The 2350-nt window shown below is 24.1% G+C and carries 1 protein-coding gene and 1 pseudogene; both read right to left on the reverse strand.

Annotation, left to right across the window (positions count from 1 at the left end; all coding sequences use genetic code 11):
• The coding region (locus AJ885_RS10905; protein ID WP_070281037.1) for a pentapeptide repeat-containing protein at window positions 1–1385 on the reverse strand (1385 nt) is incomplete at its 3' end.
• Between the two features lie 131 nt (window positions 1386–1516).
• Window positions 1517–2350: pseudogene (locus AJ885_RS07630) on the reverse strand (pentapeptide repeat-containing protein); the annotation flags it as partial.

Below are 2350 nucleotides of genomic sequence, written 5' to 3' on the forward strand. Positions count from 1 at the left end.
TTTGAAGCATCTAAAAGATTATTATCTTTTATCAAAGCACTTTTAAAAATCCTAAAAGAATCTCTAAAATCATTTGCAAATTTATCTAAGGATTTTTGATCTTCTTTTTTTTTATTTTTATTAAACTCTTCATATTCTTGTTCGATTTTTTCTTCTAAATTATCAAAAGTAAAATTTAAATTTGTATTTACAACATTTAAATTTCCTTTGAAAATCGCTTGAGAAAAATTCGGAGTTTTATCAAACTTTACTCCATAAAAACAAGCTGTTTTTTCAAATTCGCATTCACAAAAACTAACATAATCTTTAAAATGGGAGTTGTTAAAATAAACATTACTTAAAAATAAAGACTCATAAAAATATAACTGTTGTTTTGAAGTAATGTTCCGCATATAAATATTTCCTTTATATTCGCATTTGCTGAACAATACACTAGAATTAAAAATAATGTCATTAAACCACGCATCACTTTCAAAAGTAACATTGTCAAAATTATTTATTTCCGCATCATCATAATGGGATGTTGAAAATTCAGCACCATTAAAATTAACTTTACTTTTAAATACAGATTTACAAAAAAGCACCTTTGATTCAAATTTAGCAGAATAAAAATGAACTATATCTTCAAACTCTGTATCATCAAAACAAATTCTATTTCTCTCTTCTTTTTTTTGTGTTGCTAAAAATTTCGTATTTGAAAAATCACATACACCCTTAAATTTTGTAAAAGAAAAATGAACTACCGACTCAAAATAAGTATTACAAAAATGCACCTCATTTTCAAAAATAGCATATGAAAAATCTATCATTGATTTAAATGTAATATTGTAAAAATAAGCTCTATCTTTAAAAATCGCACCTAAAAAACTTACTTCTATATAATTTATTTCTGTTTCTTGGTTTAAAAAAGAAGCATTATTAAAAATAACTTGTTTTTCAAAAGTAGATTCTTCAAAATTTACATGTGTTTCAAAGCGTGTTTCATTAAAAAAAACATTAAATTTAAAAGTGCATTCCTTAAAAGATACATTTTCTTCAATACAAGTTGTGCTAAAAAAACTATACGAAAAGTCTATTTTCTCATGAAAAATACATTTTATAAAATTAAATTTATTTTTAAATAATAGTTTTTCAGCATTAATTTGCTTCAAAATTAAACACTCATCAAAACATACGCTTATATCATTTTCTTTTGAAAAAACAATGTTATAAATTTCACTTTTCTTTATATGAAGTTCTTTTATGCCTTTTTCTTGTAAAGTTTTAAAATTTATTGTTTCTATTATTGCATTATTAAATATTTTTACCCTATCTTTTTCTATTGATTTTTGAGCGTTTTTTGTCAAAATCCCGTATTGTTCTAATTTTTTATCAAATTCTTCCATTGCTTTCCTTTAATAATTTTATCTCATCATCGCTAAATTCGTAGAATTATAAACCAAAGAATTGATTTTATTTTCATTTCTTTAATTTTCAGTGTTTTGTTGTAAACTTCCATCACAACACCTTAAATTTTTTAACTTGGCACTATGGAATTTTTTCTAATTGTCTTTATAAAAGAAAATGCAACAAAACCAAAAACGATTGTATAAATTCCACCAAGCACACTAAGCGGATCTAACATAGCTCTTTTATCTGTAAAAATTCCCATAGCGGGGATAAGAATTTTTGGTGAAACCGCTAGAACCAAAAGAGTTATCACATAAGATATGATTATAAAAAATTCTCTCATATATTTTAGACATAAAGCAAATCCAACTAAACCCAAATAAATAAAAAGTATCATAAGATTTACAAATATCATAAGTAAACAATTATCCTGTATGATAGAATTTATATGATGATTATAAAAACCCAATGAAAAATACCAATGCTCCAAAATAGGCTTATATCCAAGACTATAGTTAAAACCAACAACCATCGCAACGCTTGATATCACAAAAATCCCTATTACCAAAATAAGCGAATTTAAACTTTGTAAAATATCAGTATGATGATCGCAAAGCTTACGATAAAAGATAAGTTGCCATTTGTCCATCTTGTCTTTAAGGGTTTTATATTTTTTATTTTTTAGCTCTATCTCTTTACAATAAAGCTCGTATTTATGAAAATTTGAAGCATCTAAAAGATTATTATCTTTTATCAAAGCACTTTTAAAAATCCTAAAAGAATCTCTAAAATCATTTGCAAATTTATCTAAGGATTTTTGATCTTCTTTTTTTTTATTTTTATTAAACTCTTCATATTCTTGTTCGATTTTTTCTTCTAAATTATCAAAAGTAAAATTTAAATTTGTATTTACAACATTTAAATTTCCTTTGAAAATCGCTTGAGAAAAATTCGGAGTTTT

The sequence above is a fragment of the Campylobacter sp. BCW_6464 genome, assembly GCF_001762775.1.
In the GTDB taxonomy this organism is placed as follows: domain Bacteria; phylum Campylobacterota; class Campylobacteria; order Campylobacterales; family Campylobacteraceae; genus Campylobacter_D; species Campylobacter_D jejuni.